Annotated in this window: 16 protein-coding genes; 6 read left to right on the top strand and 10 right to left on the bottom strand. The window is 47.1% G+C overall.

The window, feature by feature from the left end:
* Nucleotides 1–111: 111 nt before the first annotated feature.
* The gene (locus FO446_RS04195) at nucleotides 112–1,839 is read right to left on the bottom strand and encodes an amidohydrolase (protein WP_237899982.1); all 1,728 of its coding nucleotides are present in this window, start codon (nucleotides 1,837–1,839) and stop codon (nucleotides 112–114) included.
* Nucleotides 1,840–2,113: 274 nt separating this feature from the next.
* Between FO446_RS04195 and FO446_RS04190 the strand changes: the two genes are divergently transcribed.
* Nucleotides 2,114–2,563 carry a MarR family winged helix-turn-helix transcriptional regulator gene (locus FO446_RS04190; RefSeq protein ID WP_229087946.1) on the top strand — a complete coding sequence of 150 codons (450 nt, stop codon included), beginning with the start codon at nucleotides 2,114–2,116 and terminating at the stop codon, nucleotides 2,561–2,563.
* On the top strand, nucleotides 2,551–4,167 hold the full coding sequence (locus FO446_RS04185; RefSeq protein ID WP_221866860.1) for a DHA2 family efflux MFS transporter permease subunit: 1,617 nt from the start codon (nucleotides 2,551–2,553) through the stop codon (nucleotides 4,165–4,167). The genes FO446_RS04190 and FO446_RS04185 overlap by 13 nt, the downstream gene beginning before the upstream one ends.
* Before the next feature lie 86 nt (nucleotides 4,168–4,253).
* On the opposite strand, the gene FO446_RS04180 is transcribed toward FO446_RS04185, so the two are convergent.
* Entirely contained in the window at nucleotides 4,254–5,009 is a 756-nt protein-coding gene (locus tag FO446_RS04180) for a metallophosphoesterase family protein (RefSeq protein ID WP_237899981.1), read from the bottom strand.
* Between the two features lie 323 nt (nucleotides 5,010–5,332).
* Here FO446_RS04180 and FO446_RS04175 point away from each other — a divergent pair, with 323 nt between their 5' ends.
* Nucleotides 5,333–5,890 carry an RNA polymerase sigma factor gene (locus FO446_RS04175; RefSeq protein ID WP_221866858.1) on the top strand — a complete coding sequence of 186 codons (558 nt, stop codon included), beginning with the start codon at nucleotides 5,333–5,335 and terminating at the stop codon, nucleotides 5,888–5,890.
* Nucleotides 5,887–7,632: a DUF4179 domain-containing protein gene (locus FO446_RS04170; protein ID WP_221866857.1), complete on the top strand. Its 1,746-nt coding sequence runs from the start codon at nucleotides 5,887–5,889 to the stop codon at nucleotides 7,630–7,632. Before FO446_RS04175 ends, FO446_RS04170 begins: the two co-directional genes overlap by 4 nt.
* 54 nt (nucleotides 7,633–7,686) lie before the next feature.
* Here FO446_RS04170 and FO446_RS04165 read toward each other — a convergent pair whose 3' ends face one another.
* The 8 genes from FO446_RS04165 to FO446_RS04130 all read right to left on the bottom strand — a co-directional run bounded on the left by FO446_RS04165 (nucleotide 7,687) and on the right by FO446_RS04130 (nucleotide 17,795).
* Complete coding sequence (locus FO446_RS04165) at nucleotides 7,687–8,220, bottom strand: GNAT family N-acetyltransferase (RefSeq protein WP_173610563.1); 534 nt, start codon at nucleotides 8,218–8,220, stop codon at nucleotides 7,687–7,689.
* Nucleotides 8,221–8,232: 12 nt separating this feature from the next.
* The gene (locus tag FO446_RS04160; RefSeq protein WP_173610564.1) at nucleotides 8,233–8,850 is read right to left on the bottom strand and encodes a TetR/AcrR family transcriptional regulator; all 618 of its coding nucleotides are present in this window, start codon (nucleotides 8,848–8,850) and stop codon (nucleotides 8,233–8,235) included.
* Between the two features lie 540 nt (nucleotides 8,851–9,390).
* The gene (locus FO446_RS04155; protein WP_237899979.1) at nucleotides 9,391–12,555 is read right to left on the bottom strand and encodes a hybrid sensor histidine kinase/response regulator; all 3,165 of its coding nucleotides are present in this window, start codon (nucleotides 12,553–12,555) and stop codon (nucleotides 9,391–9,393) included.
* A 59-nt stretch (nucleotides 12,556–12,614) separates the two neighbouring features.
* Nucleotides 12,615–13,763 carry an ABC transporter permease gene (locus tag FO446_RS04150; RefSeq protein ID WP_237899977.1) on the bottom strand — a complete coding sequence of 383 codons (1,149 nt, stop codon included), beginning with the start codon at nucleotides 13,761–13,763 and terminating at the stop codon, nucleotides 12,615–12,617.
* The gene (locus tag FO446_RS04145; RefSeq protein WP_237899976.1) at nucleotides 13,760–14,890 is read right to left on the bottom strand and encodes an ABC transporter permease; all 1,131 of its coding nucleotides are present in this window, start codon (nucleotides 14,888–14,890) and stop codon (nucleotides 13,760–13,762) included. The genes FO446_RS04150 and FO446_RS04145 overlap by 4 nt, the downstream gene beginning before the upstream one ends.
* A gap of 15 nt (nucleotides 14,891–14,905) precedes the next feature.
* Nucleotides 14,906–15,844: an ABC transporter ATP-binding protein gene (locus FO446_RS04140; RefSeq protein ID WP_221866853.1), complete on the bottom strand. Its 939-nt coding sequence runs from the start codon at nucleotides 15,842–15,844 to the stop codon at nucleotides 14,906–14,908.
* A gap of 117 nt (nucleotides 15,845–15,961) precedes the next feature.
* Complete coding sequence (locus FO446_RS04135; protein WP_221866852.1) at nucleotides 15,962–17,077, bottom strand: sensor histidine kinase; 1,116 nt, start codon at nucleotides 17,075–17,077, stop codon at nucleotides 15,962–15,964.
* A gap of 16 nt (nucleotides 17,078–17,093) precedes the next feature.
* The gene (locus FO446_RS04130; RefSeq protein WP_237899975.1) at nucleotides 17,094–17,795 is read right to left on the bottom strand and encodes a response regulator transcription factor; all 702 of its coding nucleotides are present in this window, start codon (nucleotides 17,793–17,795) and stop codon (nucleotides 17,094–17,096) included.
* 266 nt (nucleotides 17,796–18,061) lie between these two features.
* Between FO446_RS04130 and FO446_RS04125 the strand changes: the two genes are divergently transcribed.
* Together FO446_RS04125 and FO446_RS04120 are read left to right on the top strand one after the other, a co-directional pair.
* Complete coding sequence (locus tag FO446_RS04125; protein WP_173610571.1) at nucleotides 18,062–18,847, top strand: class I SAM-dependent methyltransferase; 786 nt, start codon at nucleotides 18,062–18,064, stop codon at nucleotides 18,845–18,847.
* Nucleotides 18,848–18,993: 146 nt separating this feature from the next.
* On the top strand, nucleotides 18,994–19,605 hold the full coding sequence (locus FO446_RS04120; RefSeq protein WP_221866850.1) for a TetR/AcrR family transcriptional regulator: 612 nt from the start codon (nucleotides 18,994–18,996) through the stop codon (nucleotides 19,603–19,605).
* The last annotated feature ends 14 nt before the right edge of the window (nucleotides 19,606–19,619 follow it).

The following is a 19,619-nucleotide window of genomic DNA, read 5'->3' as shown; positions in this document are numbered from 1 at the left end:
TCAGTCCACAAAAAATGGCCTTCAACTTGGAGAGGCCCTGCAAAAAAACGAGCCTGTAGAATCGCTTCTAAGGCTCGTTTCGCGTTTAAGGAGAGGTATTCCTATCCTCTCTTACTTTGCTTCCTTCTGACGATAAACTTCCTTCCCTTCAACCAAGGTCAGCACGACTTTCGCATCCTTGATTTGAGTGGCTGGAATTTTAAACAAATTTTTATCGAGCACGATGAGATCTGCCTTCTTGCCGACTTCGATCGAGCCTGTGATGTCATCCACGTGGTTGGCGTAAGCACCATCAATCGTGAAGCTGGCGATCATTTCTGCAAGCGTCGCACGCTCGTCTGGGTTGGCAATTTTGCTCGGATCGGTTACACCTTCCTCGACCCGGGTAATGCCTTGTTGAATGCCATGCAGTGGATTGAATTCCGGCGTTACGATGTAGTCAGACGAAGAAGCTACATGCACCCCTTTTTTCAGGAAGCTCTTCATCGGGTATTCTTTTTCTGCGCGTTCGTGACCCAAGTACGGTACTTCGATCTCATCGTAGTAGCCCTCTTCCTGCATAAACCAGAATGGCTGCACGATTCCGACTGCACCCAGCTTTTTGAAGCGCTCGATGTCTGACTCATTGACCAGTTGCAAGTGAACGAGCGAGTGGCGAGCATCGTGCTTGCCATTTTGTTTTTCAGCGAGCTCCATACCGTCCAGTGCAATGCGGGTAGAAGCATCCCCGATAGAATGGATGTGCAATTGGAAGCCTGCCTTGTCTACTGCGGCAGCGGTTTGATTGTAAACCTCTGGCTTCCAGATTAATTCTCCGTTTGTTTCCTTATGGACATACGGCTTTTCCAAGTAAGCTGTGGCGCCTTCTACGACTCCATCCAAAAAGATTTTGACGGCGTTGACCTGGAATAGCGGATTTTGATTTTGATTACGCTCACGGATTTTTACGAATTCTGCGATCTGCTCAGGTCCTTTTTCCGGATTCGCTGTCAACGCATTGCGGAAGCGGATGGTCAGCTTGTCCTCTTTCGCGAGCTCCTCGTACGCTTCCAATACGTTCGGATAGCGTAGCATATCCGGGTCGCGCACTGTCGTTACACCGCGTTCAATTGCTTTTTCCTGGTAGGCTTCAATCCCGGACTTGTATTGCTGGACGGTGTATCCGCCGATTTTTGACAGCACCAGATTCATTGCGCTTTCACGCAACGTTCCAGATGGTTCACCTGTTTTCGGATCGCGCTCGATAATGCCACCCTCAGGGTTTGGTGTGTCCTTCTTGATTCCGGCCAGCTTCAATGCTGCCGAGTTCACCCACAAAGAATGTCCATCATCGGAGGTCAACGCGATTGGAGTCGTTGGCACGATTTTATCCAAAACTTCCTTGCGCGGACCAATACCAGGCACTACCGGATTGCTCCAGCCGCGTCCTTGCAATGCTGGTTCATTTGGATGCTCTTTGACGAATTTCTCGATGGTCGCAACGTATTCCTCGACAGAGCCTCCGTTAAATAAATCAATGGAGTAAATGAGTCCCGTCGTTTTGCTTGCATGCGTATGACTGTCAATAAAGCCCGGCAATACCATTTGGCCTTTCAGATCGATTACTTTCGTATCCTTGCCAATGTGTGCTTTCGCATATTCATCTGCGCCGACAAAGACAATTTTATCACCGCGAATAGCCACGGCCTCCGCCCAGCTGTTCTTAGTGTCCACTGTGTAAACCGCGCCGTTCGTTAACACGACATCTGCTGGCTGTTTTGTCTCTTGGGCGGCAAAAGCCGACATCGGGCTCATCAGCGCTGTGGCGAGCAAGGCGCTGGTTAATTTTTTTCCAAACACGTTAAGATCCCACCTATCTATTTATCTAAGATGAAAAGAATGCCAAAACTGATTGTAGCATCGCAACTCTGAAAATTCCATGAAATCCGGTCGAAAAATAGTATTATTTCCCGATTTATGACGAAATTGATCACATAATGACCACTTGAATTGGTCAAATTGGTAAAAGGTTAATTTGACTCTCCTTCATGAATCGATGTATACTCATAAATGTTTTAGGGGGTAAACATTTAACACCGTATATAATTAAGCAATGAAAACAGGAGAGGGTACGATGCAAAGCCAAGTCAATTTTGAAGAACTTTATATACAACTCCAGCGAAAGGTTTCGGCTGAGTCACACAAGCGTTTGGACCCACTCGTATCAGGATCACAAGCGATGCTTTTGCGAATCCTAGATATGAGCGGCCCGCAGAAGGCATCTTCTATTGCAGAACGAATGAATATTACCCCCGGAGCCGTTACGAGTCTCGCTGATAAATTGATTGCTTGCGGCTATGCCACCCGAAATCGTGACAGTACGGATCGCCGCGTCGTCCAACTGGACATAACCGATGAAGGAAGAGAAATCCTGCGGAAATATAAAATCATCGTGAGAAATACCATTGAACAGTTTTTTGCAGGCGTGTCTGATGAAGACAAACAACACTTAGTCCGCATCTATCACCAGGTTCTGAAGAATATAGATCAACAAAGAGAGGAGAATCAAGATTGCAACAGCTGACAGAGAAAAAGAAAGTGACGATTATGATCGCGATTATTACAGCCATGTTTTTTGCCGCGATCAACCAGACCATTATTGGTGTTGCCATGCCGCGTATTATCTCGAAGCTCGGTGGCATGGATTACTATTCGTGGGCGATTACGATTTATTTGCTGACCTCAACCGTCGCTTCTGTGCTGGTTGGGAAGCTCTCCGATATATACGGAAGAAAACCGTTTATTTTGACGGGTATCGCGTTGTTTAGTATCGGAGCCTTGTTGTCCGGGTTTTCTACCGATATTTTTCAACTGATTACGTATCGTGGCATTCAAGGGGCGGGTGCAGGGATCATCATGTCCACTGCTTTTACCGCCATGGGTGATTTGTACGAACCCCGCGAGCGTGCCAAATGGGGCGGAATCATGAGTGCCGTCTTCGGTGTATCCAGTGTGCTTGGTCCTCTGATGGGCGGCTATATCGTCGACCATCTCGACTGGCACTGGGTGTTCTGGATCTTCTTGCCGATTGGCGTGATTGCCTTTCTGTTGATCATGATTCATTTCCCAAGAGTACCGAAGCAAGAAGGAGAGTCTGTCGACTACTTCGGCTCGCTGTTCTTGACGCTCACCATCGTACCGATGCTGCTCGCCTTCTCATGGGCAGGTAATGGACCGGGCAAACACGCCTGGGGCTCGTGGCAAATTATTGGTTTGTTTGCCGCCACAATCATTGCGTTGATCGTGTTTATTATGATTGAGAGGAAAGTAAAGACTCCTGTTCTTCCGCTGGGCTTGTTCAAAAACAGTATTTTTACTGTCTCCAATCTAGTCGGATTCTTCCTCAACGCGGGGATGATGGGCGCTATCATTTATGTGCCATTCTTTGTCCAAGGGGTCAAAGGCATCTCGCCGACGATGGCTGGTTATGTGGCGATGCCGATGTCGATTGCCATGCTCGCGACCTCTGCAATCGCCGGACAAATCATGACCAAGACGGGAAAATATAAAAAGATGGCGCTGGGTGGACTTCTCGTCATGACCTTGGGCATGGTGCTGATGTATTTCATGTCGCCAACCACACCGATTTACTTGCTCGTGATCTACATGATCATTCTCGGTTTGGGGATCGGGATTGCGATGCCAGTCTTCTCTTTGACGGTGCAAAATGCAGTCGCACCGCAGCAATTGGGTGTCGCCACAGCAACGTCGCAGCTTTTCCGTAACCTCGGTGGGACCATTGGAATTGCTGTCATGGGAACCGTCATGAGTGCCAGCATGTCTGCGAAAATGACGCAACTGTCGGGAGCCATGGGTCAGGTGAACAATCCCGCAGCAGCTGATCCTGCCCTGGCAGAGAAGCTGTCGCTCTTTACGAATCCGCAAAATTTGTTGGATCAGCCGAAAATTGAAGCCACGCTGGCTAGTCTGCCACCGGATTTGCAGCCGCTGTTTACTCACATGCTGGATATGATCCGGGAAGCGATGAGCTATGGAATTACGACTACGTTTTTGACTGGGGCGATTGTAGCAGGAATCGCGGTCATCATCGCGCTGTTCCTGAAGGAAATTCCACTGCGTAGTGGGAAGATGGGACAGAAGCCGGAGGGCGAAGCAGGAAAGGCTTAATAGGAAAAGGAAGAGGGCACTTGTCCTCTTCCTTTTTTTCATGGGGTTAATCTGCAAGAATGTCTGGCTGCTCGACGGTCGACACCCTACAGCTCTGCTCTTCCCGTTCGGATCGCATAGGCGTAGTCTCTGCGTCCGTTTTCCTCTGCTTTTCTGGCTGCCTGCTCGAAATCATACGGAACCAATACATGCTCAACCAACCACGAGCCGCCTTGTTTTTTTACCGTGACGTACTTGGCATGGGGTGTCTTCGATTCCATTGAATGCGGGTACGGCGCTTCCTCAAAATACGCTGGCAGCCCTACGCTCCCCGGATTTACCACGAGCTTGCCATCTGGCAGCCATACGGATTTGGGCACATGTGAGTGTCCGCAAAAAATGACCTGTTGCTGAATGCCAGTAAGCTCGATCATTAAGGAATTTGCGCTTTTGTCTTCGATTCCATATGGAGCGACACTCTCCAATAAGTACACATCATCGGCAAAAGGTGTGCCGTGGCAAAACAAGAGATCATCCAACGTCCACTGCTTTTCGAATGCCCCGATCCAACTAAGCATTTCTTGTGTCAGCAGTGGCTTCACGTATTCGAACGTGATGGACTCCATTTGCTCTTCCAGTAAATATCTGTCACAATTACCCATGATGTGGGTAATAGAAGATCGCTCCATTAAGAGCTCTGCCGTTTTGATCGGATCAAGCGGTCCAAACAACGTATCGCCCAGGTTCACGATGGTTTGAATACCGCGGGAATCAATGTCGTGCAGCACGGCCTCCAATGCATAAGCGTTGCTGTGTATGTCGGAGATCACCGCGATGGAATGGTTGTTTTGGCTCAAGGTCATATACTCCTTTACGAAATTCGAAGCATCTATGCTTATAGTATTACTGCAAAATTATGTACATTTCCTGCTCCATTTAAGTTTTCGCGGCTTACGTGACAGATCAAGAGGATGCCCTTCTATCAAACGAAGAGAGGCATCCTCTTCCTATGCCATTTTGAAAAAATCATGAAAAAAGTTTGAGAGGGGTCCCCTCTCCTCATCGTCTATAGTAGTGAACAGCAAAACGGTTTTGTCCGTTTTGTTTGACCACAATCGAAAAACGTCGAGACGTTTTTCACAAAAAGGAAAGCTGCGCAGCACCTTTTTGCAAGGAGGTAACAAACATGCAGGACGATCGAGAGGTCATTGCGGAGGTTCTTCAAGGAAATAAAGAGGCTTATGCTCTGATCGTCAATAAATACAAGGGAAAAATCGCTTCGATTCTCCAGCGTACGCTCCACCATTCTCATGATGCCGAAGACATGGTGCAGGAGGTTTTTATCAAGGCGTACTACAGTCTGCCAGACTATAAACCCCAGTACTCCTTTTCTGCCTGGCTGTATCGAATCGCAATTAATCGCGGGATTGACGAGCTGCGGAAGCGAAAACGGATGCCTTCCGTAACGGAGATAGATGTCGAGGTCAAAGACGAATGTCCGATCCCGGAGGAAGATTATCTGGAAAAAGAACAGCGTCATTCTTTGCGACAGCAGATGATGACACTGGACAAAAACCACAGGACGCTTCTCGATTTACATTATCTCCAGCACCTAAGCTACCGAGAGATCGGCAACAAACTATCTTTGTCCGTAGATACTGTCAGAATGCGCCTCTCCTATGCCAGGAAAAAGCTGCGAGACCAGCTAAGCAAGCCGGAGAAAAAAGGGGGTACCCCGCTTTGAACTGCCTTACGCAAAGACAGCTGATCGCCTACATGGAAGATCGTTTATCACCAGTGAACAAACAAAATATCGAAAGTCATCTCGATCATTGCACACACTGCCAACACCAGCTGGAGCAATGGATCGATGAGCTGCACCAAACAGAAGAAACGATATGGGAAGATTCTCTCTCAGCAAATATGGATCAAAAAATTATTCAGATGCTCTCGCCTCATCCCGTGAGAGTATTGAACCCTGCTACCCCTTCACACCAACCACCTGCGTGGAAAAAAAGGAGTATCACGATCATGAAAAGAATGACAATTGCCGCCGCTGCATTAACCATCATCGTAACGGGAGGAATGCTCGTCTCCCCGACCTTTGCCAGTTATGTCCATGCTGCTTTTACGAACAGCCCAATAGGCAAGGCTGATCCTGTAGCACCTGTAAGCAATAGCTTTTTGCAAGAATTAGCGGACAAAGGAATTGCTCAAGCAGCCAAGAATGGATTCGCGCAGTCCGTTGATGTTAGCACGACCGATCAAGGCCTCACTTTTGCCGTGCATGAAGTGATGGCTGACCCGCTGCGGATTAGCATAGCAGCTTCTTTAAAAGACAAGAACGGAAAGGCATTAGACAGCTTTATGTCGGAAATGGTGAGTAGATCTACCAAAGAGCCACTTATCATCATCAAAGACAAACAAGGAAACATCCTTACACCCTCTAAGGAAAAAAATGCTCAATACCCCAATAAACAATGGGATCATTCCATGTTTGTCGATAATGGTGTTATGATCTTGGATCGCGAGCTACGAAGCTATTTTGATGATCTAAACAAGGTGCCTGACGAGCTGATCGTAGAGTTTAACATCAAGCAACTGGACAGCATCAAGGGGAACTGGAAGCTGTCCGTACCAGTCGATATGAAAAAAGCAAAAGCAGCAATGAAGACCCATGAAATTAACAAAGCCTACACGACCCCGCAAGGACTCAAGCTGAACGTCAAACAAATTACGTTTGCGCCAAGCGGAGTGGAGATGGTCATTGATCGAGCCCTTGCTGCTAACGAGAATAACGCATACAGCTATGAGCTTGTGGACGACAAGGGCAAAGCGGTCGCTGCTTGGGATTCGACTGCGGTTATTCATGAAGCCAACAAAAGAAGTAATGTGACCAGGGATGTGAAATGGGAGCATACCCAATCCACCGAAAGTGGAGCAAGAGACTTCCATTACTTCTATCCCATTGACGAAAGCCAAAATCTCACCTTCAAGCTTGGATCTGTTTATACAGAGGAAGCGGCTGCTTTAAACGCGAAATTGGACACCAATCGCCTCGAGAAGAAAGAAGTCATCACAGCGGAAGACCAGGGAGATCAGTTTACTTTCAAAAAAGATCAAAAGGATCCAAACGCGGTTGTTGATTTTGAAGGCTATGACGGCCATTACCGCGTGAACGACGATGGAACTACCACGAAATTGGAAGGCTACCACCTGGCATTCGAGGCAACTCTCGCTCCAGATGCTGCCGCTATGGGTCCTTACCAATACTGGACCATTACAGACGAGACCGGGAAAAAGTACGAAGACATCCAGTACTTAATCGATAAGACTGAGTTTGAAAATGATCGGGCGATTTTTGGAGGTAAGGTTTTCTTAGAAAACCTCACAACCCTGCCAAAGCAATTGATCATTTCATCCGAGAAACGAATGGTTGAACACAAAAATGTAGAGTGGGAAGTACCAATTTACTCCGGAAAATAAGGGCTTTTCATATGCAAAAGGCTGGTGGTACACATCGTACCGCCAGCCTCTTTTTCACGCGATATATTCCTGCTGCAAAATTCCCATGTGGACAATATCATGCCATTTCCCCTCTCGAAACAAAAACTGCCGCGAGATTCCCTCTTGCTTGAATCCGAGCCTCTCATACAGCTTGATCGCCCTTTCGTTAAAAGAAAAAACACGCAGCGATACCCGATGCAGATTCATTTCCAAGAATGCATAATCCAGCAGCAGCTTCAGCGCTTCTCGTCCATACCCTTTTCCCCAATACTCTTTCTCCCCAATATCGATGATGCACTCCGCATTGCGGTTTTTCAGGTCGATCTGGATGAGAGAGGTAATCCCGATCGGTTGATGGGTTTGGCTGTCTACGATCATATAGCTCTTCGAGGAGCTTGCATGCAGAATGACCTGGTTCACAAAACCGTTCGTATCTTCCCACGTGTAGACGTCCATTGACGGATTCGTTGTCCGCATGACTTCTTCGTCATTTCTCCACCTGTGGTAGACGTCCACGTCCTCCCCCGTCATTTTTCTCAAATAAATTCTCTCTGTTTGAAACATCATTCGAACCCCTCCTTATTGAGTCGGTCCCAGCATCGCTCTCAATGAAAACAACAATGCTTCCATCTGCTCGGGCACCTTCGTTTTGGCTGGGCCCAAATGCGCGGTATCCAGCATCAATCCATCGATAACCGAGATGAAATAGCGAGCGATCACCTCAGGTGGTAGCTGTGGCTTAAACTCACCTGTCGCTGTCCCATGCGCGAAGAAAGCTGTCAACACGTCGACCATTTTTTCATAGCGAGTCGTGATATATGGATAGCTCTGTTGCTTCTGCTGATCCTTCAGTGACAGGAAAAACTCTGAGTTGGCTTTGGACAGTGTTTGATCGATTTTCTCGATCTCGCCTTGTTGCTTGTTCACCCATTTGGTGATTTGCTGCCAAGACCTTTCACCAGAAACAGGCGCGAAAAATTGTGCATCCTGTTGATCCTTGAATTGCAGCAGCTCCAAATATAGGTGCTCCAGGTTATCAAAGTAGGCGTACAAGGCTCCTCGTGATACGCCAGCCTCGTCCATGACGTCTTGCATGGTGGCCCGTGTGTAGCCTTTTGTGATGAACACACGTTTTGCCGCTTGCAGCAGTTCGATTTTCTTTTTGGTTTTGTATTCGTCGCTTACTTTTGGGGCCATGGGGTTTGAGGCTGCCTCCTTTGAACAAAATGTACATTGATGTCGTTTTTGTTGGTGAGATCATTATAAACGACATTCATGTCGTTTTTCAATCCCTTACGATTTCCCCACAATTTTCACCCCACCTTTCTACGGAAGTAGCCGCAATGTCCAATCAATGAAAAAAACATGGCATATTCTGTGTTAGATTGTCATGAAAGGATGGGGGCATTCTTGAAAAGAAAAAAATCGAAAAGGCTCAAAAAAGTCTTGGGACGCTTGGTACAATATGGACCTTATCTGGAGCGTCGCAGAGACCTAAGTAATCATCTTAGAGATGAATGTAATGATTTGAATCCGAATAATCCGAGCGGGGCTTTTTGTTGTTACCATTGCAGTAGATGTGCCATATATGGTAATCGGTTTGGTGACTATGACTGTAACTATTGTAATTCCGCAGAATGTAGGGGCGGGTGAATGGCGTTCCTCTGTATAGAAAACGCGAAAAAGCACCCTGCTTCACCATTAACAGTGATGCAGGGTGCAAAATAGCAACTCTCGCTATTGTGTCCGATCCGGTATGACAAAGGAAACCGTTGTTCCTTCTCCCGGATTGCTCGTGATGCGCAAGCCCTTCCCGTACATTTGCGTCAGTCTCCGATTCGTATTGGACACTCCGATTCCGCCTCTTTCCTTCTTAGACAAATCGAGAATTTGCCTTACAGTCTCCTCCTCCATTCCTATACCATCATCCTTCACCTCAAAAAGAGTGGCATTCTTTTGCCGGACGATGCGGATATGGAGAGTTCCCCCTTCTATTCGGGTAAGAAGACCATGGTTGATTGCATTCTCCACCAACGGCTGAATGGTCAGTGGCGGGATCAACAAATCGATATCAGGCTCAACCTCCCACACGACCTGTAACCGCTCGCCAAATCGTTCCTTTTCAATGTAAAGATAGGCTTGGACGAGCTCCAGCTCATGGGAGAGTGCAACTTGTTTTCCTGTATTCAAAAAGTCAAAGCTGATATGCAAGAAGGCGGTAAACGCATCTCCGAGTTTACGCATCTTCTCCGTATCAATGTCACTCAACGCCATAATCGAGCTAAGTGTGTTGAACAAGAAGTGCGGGTGAATCTGCGCCTGCAAGTAGGCAGCCTCCATACGAAGTCGTTCATCGACGGTTTGCTTGAGTGTCGTCAACGACCAGACGCGATATTTCAGCTCCATGCCATCTACTGGTTTGCAAACATAGTCATTCGCACCAGACAAATACCCGGTGTATACATCCTCAGACTGGCTGCGCGCCGTTAAGAGCAAGATCGGAAGCTCTGAAACAGAGAAATGCTCTCTAACCCTTTGCGTCAGCTCATAGCCCGACATATGCGGCATCATGACATCGATGATAAGCAAATCCCACTGCTCTGTAAAAAGCAGATCGAGCGCCTCTCTTGGCGATGTACACGTAGTGATTTGATAATGCGAGGATGAGAGCATTCGATCCAGCACCCTTAAGTTAACCGGGTCGTCATCGATTGCTAATATATTCGCCCTTCTTTCTACAAATGCATGTGCAGCCGTTTGCTGAAAAGCCAAGATATCTGGCGCTTCACTATGCCTCATCTGGTTGATAGCCGTCACTTGATTGCTCTTATCTATCTGCTCCGCATATTGGCTCTCTGTTGCTTTCATCTCATCTGTACTAACCACGGGCAGCCAGAAGCTAAATACCGAACCTTTGCCCGGTTCAGAGTCGACTCTCAGCTCGCTATCATGCAGCTCGACCAGCTGTGTACAAATAGCAAGACCGAGGCCGATTCCTCCACCACCGTTCGTTGCTTGAGCTCCCTGCTCATACGGCAAAAATATACGTGCCTTGGTCTGTTCATCCATCCCGATTCCTGTATCGGATACATAGATCGCCACCTGTCCGTCTACGTTCTCAGCAGAAACGACGACAGATCCTTCTTCCGTGAACTTCAGTGCGTTGTGAACAAGATTGAATAGAATCTGGACTATCCGCTTCTCATCTGCCAAGATTGGCGGGATGGACTCTGGTATGTCCATTTTCAGTTGAACAGGCTTGCCTTCTACCATGTAAGTAAGCATGCCGATGATTCCAGAAACAACTGATTGAATATGCAATGGCTTCTTCTGCAACACGATATGCTTGTCCTGCAAACGCACGACATCTAGCAAATCATCCAGTAAATGCGACATTCTGCGACTGATCGTGATTAAGAGCTCCATATCCTGCGTGCTCCGACCACCCATGATATGCTTTTCATTGTTGACGACAGTCTGGGCGATGTTCATGATACCGTGCAATGGCGTTCTCAGTTCATGCGAGGTATGGGCAAGAAACTGGTCTTTGAGCTTGTCCGCTTCCTTCAATTGCTCCGTTAGCTTTACTTTTTCCTCTGCATTGCGAAAGAATCGCTTGAACCAATAGGCAGAGAAGCTGACAAGAGCAGCAATCAGGTCGAGCGGATAAAACACGTACTTGATATCGATGATTTGATATTCCATGATTGCGGACCATATGACATTGGAAAAAATACTCGTTGCAGCAATGAGCCAGAATACAGCATCATGCTTGTTTTGGATGAGCATGCGGCTGATTCTGAAAATAAACAATAGCAACGGGCCGAAATAAATAATGACTAAAAATGGCGTTCCGGCTAATATATACACCCATTGTGCCGTTCCCAGCACGATGACTGCCGAATAAAGACTGAGCACGGAAAAATACGCCCTAAACGGCCTAGAGTTTTCTTTCTCCCCCTGATCAGATAGACTTCTCACCAATAAAATCATCAGCAAAGGCTGCCATATGTAGGCGAGCACTTCTACCTTGATCGACCATGTATAATCGATCGGGATCCAAAGTAACAGTAGATTGTCATAATCCGACACAACTTTTATCCCCACGCAGGAAAGCAACAGCAAAAACACGAGAAACTCTTTGTAGCGGGCATTCAACACATACAGGATGCCGGCATACAAGCCATGAAGCAACAAGATGAGGAAGGTTGCCATCTGGAAGCCGATAGAATACCAACGTTCGGTGTCAATAGCTGCCTGCGACCCGAAGTAAATCGATCTGATGATGCCCCCTTCGATTGGATTATGGTAGTTGGCCGTTCGGACAAGCACTTCAATGACCTTTGCATCACCTGCATTGTATGTAACCGTGAAGGATGCCTTCTGCGGCGTGTACGCTTCCGCTGTTGTCGCAGGCACTCCAACTCTGGCTAAGATCTCTCCGTTAACGTCTACGGTAGAAGATGCCTCCACTTGCGGAACCCATAAGGTGTATGGCTGATTTAGTGGTTGATCGACCAAGATCCGTAAACGGTATGTTCCATAGCCATACGGTGACGGAGAGTCCCTGGAAAAAGCGCTGCTCCAATCGCCAGGCACTTGAACATATTGCCGCTCGTCATTGGATGATTGTTTGAATTCTTCATGCGTGACGAACGAATTAGGGAAAAACTCCCATTCCCCATCCAGTGAAATGGACGGGGAATTTTCGAAGTCCCACCCGCGCATATCAAGAACCCCTTGAACTACAGGCGGATGCTCTGGAAACGTATGAAACGAAAACCAGAACATCCGAAGCCCTAGTAGAAATGCTAAAAACAAGAGAAGAATCAAAAGATACTTACTTATGAGTGCTTTTGAATGACTCCGATTATGGTTGCTTCGCTTTATCATAGTATGCATCTTTCGACACACTTCGGATTATCCCTTGTCAAATTACAGTTCCACAGTCCTATTTTTACTCACACAAACTGCCTACTATCGTTATTCCGCCCAAACCGATAAATGGCGATCAAGGCAAAAACTATAGCGAATGCGAGCAAAATAGCTATGTGCAAATACAAGCTCCCCAGACTGTACCCTTGTTGCAGCTTATTCACCGTATCGAGCAACCAATGCTGGGGCAAGAATGTTGAAATTTTGCGCACGGTGTCCGGCATGATTTCCATTGGAAAGAAGCAGCCGGCCAGTAGGCATGTCGGTACAATGATCAGGTTGGAAATCGCTCCAGCACCTGCTCTACTCTTCGCGAAGGCAACGGTCATCAGCGAAAGGGCGATTGCTCCCAGCGCAAACACGAACAACGGCAGAATCATTTGACCATACGAGACGCCTGCATCTATGCCGAAGACGTTTTTCATGACGAGCAAGGTGACAATGATTTGCAGCAGCAAAATAAACATGCTGACGATAATATTCGAGAATACATAGGATCTAGCCGACATCGGCGAAGAAAGGAGTCGCAAAAAGGTGCGATTCTCTTTTTCTTTTAAAATGATCTCCGACATGTTCACAGCCGAAAACATCATGAACATAATGAGAAATCCAATCGATTGATTCGTCATGCGCGTCACGTTCGATGTGTCTTGAATCATTGCCGTATTTAGCTTGTAGCGTTGCTCATGGTATGCCGTATACAGCTTCGTGAACTTTGCCTCATCCGCCTGTGCCGCTTTTCCAATCGCGGCAAGATTGCCGATATAACTGTGCAGCATGGCCTTCACGTAGGCAGTAACCTGTTCACCTTTTACGGATACAATATTCAAGTGTGCCGGCGCCCCTTTCCGAACACTGGCAGCATACCCTGCCTCGAAAACAATTCCGCTATCCAGCTCACCGGAAACGATTTGTTCACGCATCGTTTGTTCGTCAATGACTGTGACTTTGATAGATTCCAATTTCTCGATAAACCGGATCGTGTCCTGCGTGATCACCTGGTCCCCATCCTGATTGATAATTCCTACATGAATCGTGCCGCTGCCTGCATTGCTGTAGAGGGTAAGAGACAGCAGAACCCCAACGATCGGCAAACCTAAATAGGTGAACCAGCTTTTTTTACTGCGAAAAGTCTCCATCAGGGTTTTCCTAATTAGCCATAGCATTTCACTCATACGAAAGCACCCTCCCGTCTGCGCATCGTGATAACAGAAATGATGATGAACGCCGTGGCAATGCTCACGTTCATCGCAATCGCAAACCATGCGCCTCTTGGATTGTCTGTGTAGATGATTTGCAGCAGTCCTGTATTTGCCCAGTGAAGGGGAGAGAATTTGGCCAAGAGGCTGAAGAAACCTGCCGATTGATCAACGGGAAAATAGGCACCGCCTACAAAGGAGGCGACTTGCGTAAAAATATTGTTGATTGCCCTTACTCCTTCCCCTTTGAAAAGAAAGCTGATCCCCAGGCCCAGGCTGACCGCAAGCAGCACCTCTGTCAAAAGCACGAGGATCACCATTCCGTAGTGGTTGCCCCAATCTGCTTGGAACACGAACTTGCTGACTAGGAACACGACGAGTACGAAAAATAAATTGACGAACGTACTGCCGATAATTTTGCCGGTAAAAATGACACCTTTGCTGACAGGCGCTGCCATTAACCGTGTGGACGTTTTGTTCGTCCGCTCCTTGGTGAACAAATAACTCGCAGAATACATCGAGTAGAGCCCAATCATGGTCGTCATCGCAATCGCGTAATAATCGATTGCCCCCGGTTTTTTATTTGGATTCAAGGTCGTTTCATGAATAAAATCAACACGATGTCCAATCCCCTGGACTATTGCCGAAGCAGATTCGGGATCTACCTGATAAGCTGCGGATGCGAGCGAGTACCGATCTGCAAAAACGGTTAGCATCCCCGCAAGGATATTGCTTCCTATCGCATTCTTGCTGCTTCCATAAAACTCAATCCCCGTATCACTGACGACTGCGTACCCCGTATAGCGATCCGAACGAACTTCCTCCTGCCCGTCCATGCCTGAACTCTCTTGAGCGACCTCCACTCCTTTATCACCCAATGCTTTGGTAAACGCGTTCCACGCCGTAGACATTTGCGCATTCGTCCCGTTGCTTTTATACAACAAGCGCATGTCTCCTACGGTCCTCGTATCGTCGAAGGCATTGGAAAGGGCGGAACCTAATATCAGCATCAGGATGATGGGAAGCGCTAGCATAAACATAAACGTTCTCTTTTCGCGAAGGCTGGACTTGATTTCTTTGACAGCGATATTCCATATGTTCATGGCTAAGCCCCTCCTCTAGTCTCGCAAGTTTCGACCGGTTAAGGTCAAGAACACAGTCTCCAGATTCGGCGCTTGCTCTTCAACGGAGCGGATTTCTACCTGATCCTTGATGAATTGTTGAATGATCCGATTCAGGTTGTTGATCTCCGTTTTCGATACGATTTTGATCGTATTCTCTTCTTGAAGCACCGCATTTACACCGGGAATCGCCTTAATACCTTCGAGGTTTAACGGTTCATCCGCTCTGACGCCAATCCAAATTTCCTTTGCGTCAGTAATAATCGATTTTAGCTCCTCCTTCGATCCTTCCGCGATGACTTTTCCATGGTCGACGATGGCAATGCGAGTGCAGATTTCTTCGACTTCCTCCATGTAATGGCTCGTATAAATGATCGTGCAGCCCATGTCGTTTAGCTTGCGTACCGAATTCAAAATATAATTGCGTGAATGAGGGTCAATCCCGACTGTAGGTTCGTCCATGATGATCAGCTTCGGCCGATGAGCAATGGCGCAAGCGATGTTTAACCGACGCTTCATCCCGCCAGAGAAGTTTTTGGGAAAGCTAGTAGCTTTGTCACCGAGACCTACGAATTCAAGCGCCTCTTCCGTCCGTTCGCGAAGCAGTGATCCTCGCAATCCGTACAAGCCAGCAAAAAACCTCACGTTTTCATAGGCAGTCATATCCTCGTAGATGGCGATATCTTGTGGCACGATACCGATGTTCATTTTGGCGAATTTGCTGTGTTTCTCAATGTTTTTTCCCAGCAGAATAATCTCGCCCTTTGTTGAGCGCAACAGGGAGGCGATCATGTTGATGGTCGTGCTCTTTCCCGCTCCGTTGGCCCCCAAAAAACCAAAGATTTCTCCTTCACGAACATTCAGAGACATATTGTCGACGGCGACGAAATCACCGAATTTTTTCGTTAACTGACGAATTTCCAATACATGACTCACGCAACTCACTCCCTTCGTGGTTATGTCTGCATTGTAATAAAAAAGGATGCCCCTATGTCAGTGCATAAGTTCATCCTCGACACATGAGAATTCTCATGTTGTTTCTCATGATTTTTTTCATTCGTTGCGATAAGGCAGCAGAGTGGTCACGCTAAAGCCTCGCGTACCGTCTACGATCACTGTTCCACCAGCGGAAGCAGCTCTCTCCTCCATCCCGAGAATGCCAAGCCCTTTTACAACCTTTTCTGCACCGGCCCCATTGTCTGTGACCACTGCTTTAATGAATGTATTCAGTACCCGTACCTCTAGGGAAATCACTGTTGCCTTCGCATATTTGAGTGCATTCGTGACCGCTTCCGTTGCGTTTTGCTGGATGATTTTCCACTGAATCGGTGTAATGACGTCGATGTCCCCATCAAAAGTAAGCGTGGCTGTTACTGTCTCTCTCGCAGACAGCTCATCGACAAACAACCGGAGTCGATTGATTCCCAGCTCCTCTGGCCGTGGCTTCACATCCTTGAGTGTCACTCTGATTCGCTCCAGCCCTTCCTTCGATATTGCAATCGCATTACGAAGTAGCTCGGATGCCTTGTCCTGATCAGTCGCCATCAGCAGTCGAGACGCTTCCATCTGAATGAGCGCACCTGCCACCGCATGCCCCACATCGTCGTGAATTTGTTGAGAAAGGCGATTGCGTTCCTCCAGTTGAATCGTATAGGTCGACTGGCGGAAGTATTCGCTGCTCTCATTCAAGGAGCGGGTCAAGCTTTGTAAATCCGTTCTCATCTTCTCTCGTTCAGCCTCTAATCTGCGAAGCTTGTCAGTTAGCATGCTGCCACACCTATACAGCAAAAAGCTAAGAAAGGCCGTTAGTAAATACATGGGTATCCATTCAGGCAAAACAATGAACAAAGGCAACAGCATACAGCCAAATACGACCACTCTCTGTTTACTTGCCAAGAATACGAGCTCCAAAATGTGGACAGGCAAGAGCAACACAAATAACGGGTCCAACATAAGAGTACTTGCTACCACGAACACGATGGATAGCCCCATAAATAATTGCTTATGATTCCTCTTTTTCACAATGAGAATAGTGAGATTACTAGCCAAATACAACAAATACACAAGAATTTGCCACGGGTCAATTTCAGAAGTGGGATGAGCCAGAAAAGAAGTCACGATGATAAACCCAAGCACCGCTGCCTTATTCGCCATTGTCCATAACTCCATCGGTATTGACCTCCTTTCAGTCAGACATGTTCGTTTCGCCCGTCAAATAATAGATGGCGATCTGCGTACGGTGTTCAAGCGCTGTTTTATTCAAGATGAAAGAAATGTAATTCGCAACGGTTCCCTCGGAAATAAACAGCTTCTTGGCGATTTCTTTGTTCGATAGCCCTTTGGCAATCTGCTTCATGACATCGAGCTCCCGTTCCGTAAATAAGCTTTGGTCGATTTTGCTTTCGGTAGGGATGGCTGCTGTCGCTTTGGGAGGAGCGGTAGTGGACATGGTATCCGTCGCGTTTATCCCTGCATTCAGGTTCATTTTGATTTTATCCAGGACGACATCCTGCAGGACATGATGGTTGTTATAGACACTCTTAATGGCATCTCGGATGCGGTTGGGATCATTGTTTTTCAATAAATAACCGCGTGCCCCCGCTTGAATGGCTTCGAGAACAAATTCGTCATCGTCGAACGTCGTCAAAATGAGTGGTCTGACTGTAGTTTCGGTAGTCAGCACACGAGTCGCTTCCACTCCATTCATATTCGGCATCCGAACATCCAAAAGAGCGACGTCTACCTCGTTCTGTTTGCAAAACGTCACCGCCTCGACCCCATCCTCCACACTCCCGACTACTTCAAACTCCGCAAAGCTCGTCAGGATGATTTTCATGCCTTCCCGTATAAACGAATTGTCGTCTGCGATCAACACTTTGATTTTCAAAGCAGCTTGCCTCCCGTCGAACAAACCCTCGACCGCATAAAGAGCGGACGTATATTTTTTTCCCAATATTACCACTGTCCTGCTTTGCTCCACAATTGTAGAATCTCGCCCCAATTGTTCTTACTTTCCGGTCACACATGGAAAAATTAACACTTCGAAAATATATAGACACGAATCATATGTGTCAGTATGATAAATTACCTAAGCCCTCTAACCAACCTATCGGGGCCAATTTTTTGAATGGAATACTCTATGGAGGGGAATTTGTGGAAACAGCACAACTGAATAAAACATCTTGGAACACCGGGGCTTATCAAGCTTGGCTGAAACGCTTTGGAACACCTGCTGAGGCAGCGGTCAAAATTAAAGAAGACCCCCAAAAACGAATCGGCAAGGTATATGAGCACATGGGAGATATTCGCGGCAAAAAGATTATCAATTTACTCGGTTCTAATGGAAACAAAGCCGTTGCGCTCGCCTTGCTAGGTGCCGACGTGACCATCGCCGATTTCTCGTATGAGAATGAACAATACGCCAAAGAACTGGCTGCAGCTGCCGATGTTGACCTGACTTACATCGTATCGGATGTATTGCAGCTCCCTCCAGATGTATTGTCTGGTGAGTATGATCTCGTTTTTATGGAATTCGGTATTCTTCATTACTTTTTGGACTTAACCGAATTATTCCAGGTGGTCAACTCGCTCCTGCGAAAAGGCGGCGCGCTCGTCCTCCAAGATTTCCATCCGGTATCCACAAAACTCATCTCCTCACGTGGAACGACTGCGAATATTCGCAAACATAAAGTAACAGGCGATTATTTCGACACCTCGCTTGAGGAAAAGGAAATTGCTTTCTCCAAATTTCTCTCGAACGGTACAAATGTCGCTGAATCAAAAGTATTGTTACGCAATTGGACCTTAGGCGAAATTGTTACGTCCATTGCAAACAAAGGGCTGTGCCTAAAAATGCTGGAAGAGCTCCCGAATCTCTCCTCGGAAGTTTTTGACAAAGGAATCCCGAAGACCTTCACAATTATCGCCGAGAAATTATAATGAACGTTTGCCATCATCTTATTACATTCCTAATACCGAAAAGGGGAGGATTTCCCTCCTCTTTTTCTTTCATACCCTTATAGACTGACGGTCAGTCATATGGTAATCTGTATCCAACCACTTACTGACAATCGAAGGAGGCGCCGATGAAAAGAATCGTGAAAGACCCCACAACACGGCGAGCAGAGATATTGGAAGCCGCCGGGGAGCTATTTCGAAATCAGGGTTATGTCCATACAACCGTGGATGCGATCATTCAAAAGGTTGGCGTAGCGAAAGGAACCTTTTATTACTACTTTAAATCGAAGGAAGAAATCCTCGAAGCATTTGTCCAGTCCATGGTCGATACGCTTTGCGAAGAATATAAAAAAATCGCAGATGACTCTACCTTGCCTGTCATGGAGAAGGTTCGCCAGATGCTGCGCAGCCAAAGCCACCCCATCGACAAGCAAGCCGAATGGATGGAAAGCTTGCATCGCCCTGAAAACAGAGAGCTTCACGAGCGTCTGAACATCGCCATTATCTTAAAAATTGCTCCTGTCCTTGCGCAAGTCATTGAACAAGGAAATAAAGAAGCTGTCTTTCATGTTGAGAATGCCTTGGAAACCGTTCAGTTTCTCCTCGCTGGCTCGCAATTTTTGTTGGAATCAGGCATTTTTCATTGGGAGCAAGAGGAGCAGACAAAACGTCTACAAGCCATGCAGGTGATTATTGAACGGTCACTAGGAGCTGCGCCGGGGTCCTTCTCGTTTCTGTAATGGATGAAAAGGAG

It is taken from the genome of Brevibacillus brevis, assembly GCF_022026395.1.
Classification (GTDB): domain Bacteria; phylum Bacillota; class Bacilli; order Brevibacillales; family Brevibacillaceae; genus Brevibacillus.
This window is presented reverse-complemented; position numbering and strand designations above follow the sequence as displayed.